Below are 7,331 nucleotides of genomic sequence, written 5' to 3' on the forward strand. Positions count from 1 at the left end.
TACCGCTCGGCTCCTCTTCACCCGTTATGATTACGCAGACATGACTATTCGGCATCCATGCCCCGCGCCAAGGAGATTTTTGATGACCATTTCCGACAACCTTCTCGCCAAACTAAAAGATCCGACGCTTGTGACCGACAAAGCGTTGATCGCCGGCAAGTGGTTAGGAAGCAGCGACAGCGGCAAGACGTTCGATGTCACAAACCCCGCCAATGGTGAGGTTATCGCCACACTGCCTGACATGAGTAGGGCGGAAGCCGCTCTGGCGATCGCATCCGCCGACAAAGCGCAGAAGCTCTGGGCAAAGAAAACCGGCAAGGAGCGTGCAGCAATTCTTCGCAAGCTCTACGATCTCCTCATTACCAATGCCGATGATCTTGCGGCTATCTTGACGATGGAAATGGGCAAGCCCTTGGCCGAAGCGAAGGGCGAAATTCTCTATGGCGCATCCTATGTCGAATGGTTTGGTGAGGAAGCCAAACGCGCTTACGGTGACACGATCCCCGGCCATCAGCCGGACAAACGGATTATCGTGATCAAGCAGCCCGTGGGCGTAGTAGCGGCCATTACCCCATGGAATTTTCCGACGGCCATGTTAGCGCGAAAATTTGCACCGGCTGCGGCAGTAGGCTGCGCAATGGTCGCAAAACCCGCTGCCGAGACACCTCTCTCTGCTCTATCACTGGCGTTACTCGCCGAGCGCGCGGGCCTTCCTGCTGCCGTGTTCAGTGTCATTACGTCAACCGACTCCGCATCAATCGGAAGGGAATTCACCGAAAATGTGATAGTCCGTAAGCTAACCTTCACTGGCTCAACGGAAGTCGGAAAGATCCTAATGCGTCAGGGCGCGGGGCAGGTTATGAAGCTTGGGCTGGAACTCGGGGGAAACGCACCGTTTATCGTCTTTAACGACGCCGATCTCGAGGCAGCAGTGGAAGGCGCCATGGTCGCAAAATATCGTAATAATGGGCAAACGTGTGTCTGCGCCAATCGCCTGTATGTCCAAGCTGGAATCTACGAAGCATTCGCGCAGAAATTAGCAGAAAAGGTTTGCTCGATTGCCGTGGGCAACGGATTTGATCCGGATGTCAGCGCCGGTCCACTCATAAGCCAGAAAGCCGTCGACAAGGTCAAGGACCATATCGCTGACGCAGTCGACAAAGGTGCCGCGATACTGGTCGGCGGTGAAGAAGATGAGAAAGGGGGACTATTCTTTCAACCGACGGTCTTAACCAACGTGACGGCGGAGATGAAGATTGCCCGTGAAGAAACGTTCGGCCCGGTCGCGCCTCTGTTCAAATTTGAAACGGAAGACGAGGTTGTGGCTATGGCGAACAACACCGAGTTCGGATTGGCGTCATACTTCTATTCAAAGGACATGTCTTTGGTTTTTCGCGTCGCGGAAGCATTGGAATACGGCATGGTAGGCATAAACACCGGACTTATTTCCACTGAGGTAGCGCCATTCGGCGGTATCAAACAGTCGGGACACGGTCGCGAAGGGTCAATGTACGGAACGAATGACTATCTCGACATCAAGTATCTTTGCCTGTCGATATAGAGCGCAGAATGTTGAGCACAATCGATCTGGCGGCCGGGCCGGTGTGCTCAACTTGTTGAGCATAAAAGCACCGACACGACCCGCAGCTTCGAATGCTTTATCCCACAAAATTACTCTGAGCGGTCAGGCTAACCATTGACGATCAAGAATATATCACCCGGGACAATTAGCTGTCGTCGAGCCCATTCCCGACAACAGCAGCGTGGCTTTGGGAGGCAGCCGAGAACTTTCGGGATTTCGTATGAGCAGCGTCCGGCCTAAGCTGATGTGTAGCTAGTCTTGACCGATGTGTAGAATTCGGCGGCGTACTTGCCCTGCTCGCGCGGGCCGTAGGAAGAGCCCTTGCGGCCGCCGAACGGAACGTGGAAATCGACACCCGCCGTCGGCAGGTTGACCATCACCATGCCGGCTTCGGCATTGCGCTTGAAGTGCGTCGCATGCTTGAGGCTGGTCGTCGCGATACCGGAAGACAGGCCGAACGGCGTGTCGTTGGCCGTCGCCAGCGCCTCTTCGTAATCCTTGACGCGGATGACCGAGACGACGGGTCCGAAGATCTCTTCGCGGGAGATGCGCATCTGGTTCGTGGCTTCCGTAAACAGCGTCGGCTGCAGGTAGAAGCCGGGCGTGTCGCGCTTCAGAACCTCACCGCCGAAGGCAAGCTTCGCGCCTTCCTTTTTGCCGATCTCGATATAGTCGGTGTCGGTCTTCAGCTGCTTCTCATCCACCACGGGGCCGATATGCGTTCCGGACTTCATCGCGTTGTCGACGATAAGCGTTTCGAGCTTGGCCGTCAGGGCTGCCACGAACTTGTCGTGAATACCTTCGGTCACGATCAGGCGCGAGGACGCCGTGCAACGCTGGCCGGTCGAGAAGAAGCCGGAATTGGCGGCGGCTTCGACGGCGACATTGAGGTCAGCATCGTCGAGAACGACCATCGGGTTCTTGCCGCCCATTTCCAGCTGGAACTTGCGGTTATGCTCAAGCGAAGCGGCGGCGACGCGTTTTCCCGTGCCGGTGGAGCCGGTAAAGGTAATGCCGGCGACATCGGGGCTGTCGAGCATGGCCTGGCCGACGACCGAGCCCTTGCCCATGACGAGGTTCAGAACACCCTTCGGCAGGCCCGCGCGGTGGAGGATATCGACAATCGCCCAGGCACTGCCTGGGACAAGATCGGCTGGCTTGAACACGATGGTGTTGCCGTAGCAGAGCGCCGGCGCGATCTTCCAGGCCGGAATGGCGATCGGGAAATTCCAGGGCGTGATGATGCCGATGACACCGAGCGGGTCGCGGGTGATCTCGACGCCGATGTTCGGACGTACCGACGGGATGATTTCGCCGGCAAGGCGCAGCACTTCGCCTGCGAAGAATTCGAAGATCTGCGAGGCGCGAATGGTCTCGCCGATCGCCTCAGGAAGCGTCTTGCCCTCTTCGCGCGCAAGCAGCGCGCCGAGCTCGTCCTTGCGCGCCATGATCTCATCGCCAGCCTTCTTCAGGATGACGTGGCGTTCCCAGATATCGGAGCGCGACCAGGCAGGGAACGCGGCCTTGGCGGCGGCGATCGCCTGCCGCGTGTCCTCGGCTGAGGCCTGCGCATAGGCACCGACCACGTCGTCGGTATCCGATGGGCTGATGTTGTCGGCCCCCTCCGAACCGACCCATTCGCCGGCGATTAGGTTCTCATGCATTGTCATGCGGGAGTTCTCCAATTATCCAGGCCTCGTGTTAGTGCATCAGCAGGCGAAGAGGAACAAGCACCAAATCCGGAAAAAGCACCAGCAAGAACATCACGAGGATTTCCGCCATCAGGAAAGGGAAGACTCCCTTGAAGGCATCGTCTACGGAGATGCGCGAAACGCTGGCCGCCACGTTTAGCACTGTTCCGACGGGGGGCGTGACCATTCCGAGTGCGTTGTTCATCACGAAAAGAATGCCGAAGTAGACCGGATTGATGCCCGCGTCACGGATTGCGGGCATCAGTACCGGCGTCAAGATCAGGATTGTCGGTGCCATGTCGAGTGCGGTGCCGACAATGATGACGAGAACCATCAGTACAAACATCAGCAGGATCGGAGTGTCGATGAACGGCTGCAGCATGGCGCTGACATAGCTCGGAATATCGGCTGCGGTGATGAGCCAGGCAGAGACCATGGCGGCGGCAACGAGAAAGATGACCGAAGCGGTGATCTTAGCGGCACGCACTATCAGCCCGTACAGTTCGTTGAATTTGATCTCACGGTAGACGAACAGGCCGACCAGCAGTGCATAAACAGCAGCGATGACAGCGGCCTCTGTCGGGGTGAAGATGCCTGCGCGGATGCCGCCGATGACGACAATGGGCAGAAGCAATCCGATGCTTGCGTCCGCAGTTATTTTGATCCGCTCCTTGAGCGTCTTCTTCGGTAGCGGCGCAATGTTGTCGCGACGGCAGACGATTGCCCAGGTTATCACGAGCGACAACGCCATCAGCAGGCCGGGGAAGATGCCGGCGAGAAAAAGCTGGGTGATTGAGACGCCGCCGGCGACGCCGAACAGCACGAGGGCGATGGCCGGCGGCAGGACTGGGGCGATGACGCCACCGGCCGCGAGAAGGCCGGTCGAACGGCGCACCGAGTAGCCGGAGTTACGCATTGCGGGTACGAGCAGCGCAGCAACCGCCGCCGTGTCGGCGATCGCCGAGCCCGAGAGAGCGGCAAGCACTACCGCCGCGGCAATACCGGCATATCCGAGACCGCCACGATAATGACCGATCCAGGCGAGCGCTGCATTAACTATGCGCCGCGAGATACCGCCGGCATTCATCAGTTCGCCGGCAAAGAGAAAAAAGGGGACGGCGAGCAGTGTGAAGCTGTCGGCGCCGCTCAGCATGTTCTGCGCGACGATCTGCGGGCTCCACATGTCGATGTTCCACATCATGGCGAGACCCGACACGATGAGAGCGAAGGCGACAGGCATGCCCAATGCCATAGCGCCGAGCAATGCGCCTATAAAGACGATGACGATCATGGGTCGGACTTTCCTGCGGCGGCATCGACGCTTTTCAGCGCGGCCTCTTCTTCCGCATCGACAAACAGTGATTGGCGGGGGTCGCGCGCGCCGGGAAGAAACGTCGCGATCAGGCTAACAAAAGTGATCGCGATCATCGAGATACCGGATATGTAGGCGACGCTGTAGACGTATTCGAGCGGCACCATCATCACGGGCGACAGATTCCCCATGTTGACTTCGTGTTGCTGCCAGGTGCCGGCTATCAGGAAAACGCAGCACACAATAACAAGCACGTCGCTTAGCGCCCTGGCGATCTTCGCGCCGCTCAACGGCAGCATCTTGACGACAGTATCCATGCCGAGATGGCCATGCTCGCGCAGCACCACAACGGCGCCGATGAAGGTCATCCAGATAAACAGGAAGCGAGAAAGCTCTTCCGAAACAAGAATTCCGGAATTGAAGCCGTAGCGCAGCACAACATTGCCGAAAACCGTGACGACCATCCCGGACATACAGACGAAGAGGACGAATTCGAGCAGCTTGAAATAGCCGTCGACGATACGGCTGATCACCGAAACTTTCATGGGAAGTCCCCCGTAAAGAGCAGAATGCGCGCATGGACCCGAGACCGCGCCTCAAAGCCATGCGGGCAAATTGCTTGCTTAGTTGGAGCCGACCTGGATCTTTTTCAGCTCGGCAAAGTACATGTCGGAAAAGTCCTTACCGAGTTCGGCGGAGAATTTCTCAACGACCGGCTTAGTCTTGTCGGCAAAGCGCTGACGCTCTTCCGGGGTGATTTCGTTCACCGCGACGCCGGCTTCCTGAACGGTCTTCAGCCAGTCTGCCGTCTTGGTTTTGACTAGATCACGCTTGTAGAGCGTCACCTCTCGAGCCGCATCGCTTATTAGCTTTTTCTCGTCATCATTCAGCTTGTTCCAGGACGGCTTGCCCATCAACAACACAACCGAATTGAGGCTGTGGTTTGTGAGCGAGAGAAACTTCTGCACTTCAAAAAGGCGCATGAATACGATTTGCGGTAGCGGGTTTTCCTGGGCCTCGACCGTGCCGGTTTCGAGCGCGGTGTAGATTTCGCTGACGGGTAGTGGTGTCGGGTTGGCGCCGAGCGTCTTGAATAGTTCGAGGTACATCGGGTTCTGGATCGCGCGGATTTTCAGGCCCTGGAAGTCTTCCCACTTGGTGATAGCTTTGATCTTCGAGGTCGTCTCGCGAAAGCCGTTATTGGTGAAACCAAGGCCGATCCAGCCCTTTTCCGCCATCAGTTCGTTGAACTTGGCGCCGACCGCGCCGTCCATCAGCTTGTCGTATTCCTCACTAGACTTGAACACGAACGGCAGGTCTAGGATCGACACCTGCGGGATCTGGCCAGCCATTGTCACCGGCGAAGTCGTCATGAAATCCTGCGTCCCCGCCTGGAGATTGGCTTGCATCTGAACGTCGGTCCCGAGTGTGGCGCCCGGCGCGACCGTGATTTTGATCTTGCCGCCGCTCTTCTCGGAAACAATCTCGGCAAACTTCTTGAAGCCGAGAAAGTCGGGATGCTGATCGCTCTGGCTCGTCCCGGCGCGCAGCCGCATCTCGCGGATTTCCGCCTGCGATGCGGTTGGTAGGGCCAACATCGCAGCCCCCATAGCCGATACAATCAGTCCTGCCTTCAGTCGGCCAATCTTTCTATCGATGAACATGATTTCCTCCTCCGTTACATCCGATTCCTCGAGCGACAGGCACTCTTCTTGACTAGACCGCGCGGTGCGGCGCAACCTCCTGCCGCTGCTCTCCGAGGCCCGAGACGCCGAGGCGGACAATATCGCCAGCCTTCAGAAAGCGCGGAGGGTCCATAGCCATGCCGACGCCGCGCGGAGTGCCGGTGGTGACGATATCGCCCGGCATGAGCTTCATGAACTGCGAGAGATAGGTAATTATGGCCGTGAAGCCGAAGATCATCTTCGCCGTTGTACCGGACTGCATGCGCTCGCCGTTGACCTCGAGCCAGACATCGAGGTTCTGCACGTCGAGTTCGTCCGCAGTGACCAGCCATGGGCCGAGCGGGCCGTAGGTTGGGCCGCTCTTACCCTTCATCCACTGGCCGCCGCGCTCTAGCTGGAAGGCGCGCTCGGAGACGTCGTGGCAGATGCAGAAGCCGGCGATCTTTGACATCGCCTCGCTTTCGTCGATCAGATAGGCAGGCTCGCCAATGACCATTGCAACTTCTGCTTCCCAGTCGGTTTTCTCCGAGCCTTTCAGCAGGACGATCGGATCGTTTGGGCCAGAAATGCAGGAATTCAGCTTGTTGAAGACGATCGGCTCAGGGGGGATAGGCGCCTTGCTCTCGATCGCATGATCAACATAGTTGAGGCCTATCGAAATGAAATTGTTGGCATCGGCTATACAGGGGCCGATACGGACTCCGGTCGGAGCGACCGGTAGGGTTTCCGGATCGATAGCGCCGAGCCTCTTCAGCGAGGCTTTCCCGAGATGGCGCGGCGACACATCGTCGATAAAGGAACTGAGGTCGCGGATCGCGCCCGACTTATCCATGATCCCGGGGCGCTCGCTCCCCAGCTCCCCGAACCTAACCAGTTTCATGCTGTCCTCCTCCAGATGCGTGTCCCGCCGGCTCATAACTGGCACTGCGCCTTGCCCACCAGGCGAGGCGCGAAAGCTCAAGGCTTAAATACCCATTGCGCGCAAGGCGCCGTCGATAACCTTTTTCTGGTCGTCGGAGACGGTCTCCATCGGTGCGCGCGGGAGGAAGAAGTCGACGCCC

Annotated in this window: 6 protein-coding genes; 1 reads left to right on the forward strand and 5 read right to left on the reverse strand. The window is 58.1% G+C overall.

Features of this window, described 5'->3' with window-relative positions; translation table 11 throughout:
- Positions 1-82: 82 nt before the first annotated feature.
- Positions 83-1,561 carry an NAD-dependent succinate-semialdehyde dehydrogenase gene (locus J5286_RS30160; RefSeq protein ID WP_209193595.1) on the forward strand — a complete coding sequence of 493 codons (1,479 nt, stop codon included), beginning with the start codon at positions 83-85 and terminating at the stop codon, positions 1,559-1,561.
- 257 nt (positions 1,562-1,818) lie between these two features.
- Here J5286_RS30160 and J5286_RS30165 read toward each other — a convergent pair whose 3' ends face one another.
- From J5286_RS30165 to J5286_RS30185, 5 genes are all read right to left on the reverse strand, one after another.
- Positions 1,819-3,252 (reverse strand): aldehyde dehydrogenase family protein, encoded by a 1,434-nt coding sequence (locus tag J5286_RS30165; RefSeq protein WP_209193596.1) that lies wholly within the window; start codon positions 3,250-3,252, stop codon positions 1,819-1,821.
- 31 nt (positions 3,253-3,283) lie between these two features.
- Positions 3,284-4,564: a TRAP transporter large permease gene (locus J5286_RS30170; protein ID WP_209193597.1), complete on the reverse strand. Its 1,281-nt coding sequence runs from the start codon at positions 4,562-4,564 to the stop codon at positions 3,284-3,286.
- Complete coding sequence (locus J5286_RS30175) at positions 4,561-5,130, reverse strand: TRAP transporter small permease (RefSeq protein ID WP_209193598.1); 570 nt, start codon at positions 5,128-5,130, stop codon at positions 4,561-4,563. Before J5286_RS30175 ends, J5286_RS30170 begins: the two co-directional genes overlap by 4 nt.
- A gap of 78 nt (positions 5,131-5,208) precedes the next feature.
- A complete protein-coding gene (locus J5286_RS30180; protein ID WP_209193599.1) occupies positions 5,209-6,249 on the reverse strand; it encodes a DctP family TRAP transporter solute-binding subunit in 1,041 nt (346 codons plus the stop codon).
- Positions 6,250-6,301: 52 nt separating this feature from the next.
- Positions 6,302-7,150 (reverse strand): fumarylacetoacetate hydrolase family protein, encoded by an 849-nt coding sequence (locus J5286_RS30185; RefSeq protein WP_209193600.1) that lies wholly within the window; start codon positions 7,148-7,150, stop codon positions 6,302-6,304.
- Between the last annotated feature and the right edge of the window lie 181 nt (positions 7,151-7,331).

The sequence above is a fragment of the Rhizobium sp. 16-488-2b genome (assembly GCF_017741815.1).
Taxonomy (GTDB): domain Bacteria; phylum Pseudomonadota; class Alphaproteobacteria; order Rhizobiales; family Rhizobiaceae; genus Rhizobium.

Coding starts and splice junctions, on each gene's coding strand:
- J5286_RS30170 (WP_209193597.1), bottom strand. CDS start 4,564: ATGATCGTCATCGTCTTTATAGGCGCATTGCTCGGCGCTATGGCATTG.
- J5286_RS30160 (WP_209193595.1), top strand. CDS start 83: ATGACCATTTCCGACAACCTTCTCGCCAAACTAAAAGATCCGACGCTT.
- J5286_RS30165 (WP_209193596.1), bottom strand. CDS start 3,252: ATGACAATGCATGAGAACCTAATCGCCGGCGAATGGGTCGGTTCGGAG.
- J5286_RS30180 (WP_209193599.1), bottom strand. CDS start 6,249: ATGTTCATCGATAGAAAGATTGGCCGACTGAAGGCAGGACTGATTGTA.
- J5286_RS30175 (WP_209193598.1), bottom strand. CDS start 5,130: ATGAAAGTTTCGGTGATCAGCCGTATCGTCGACGGCTATTTCAAGCTG.
- J5286_RS30185 (WP_209193600.1), bottom strand. CDS start 7,150: ATGAAACTGGTTAGGTTCGGGGAGCTGGGGAGCGAGCGCCCCGGGATC.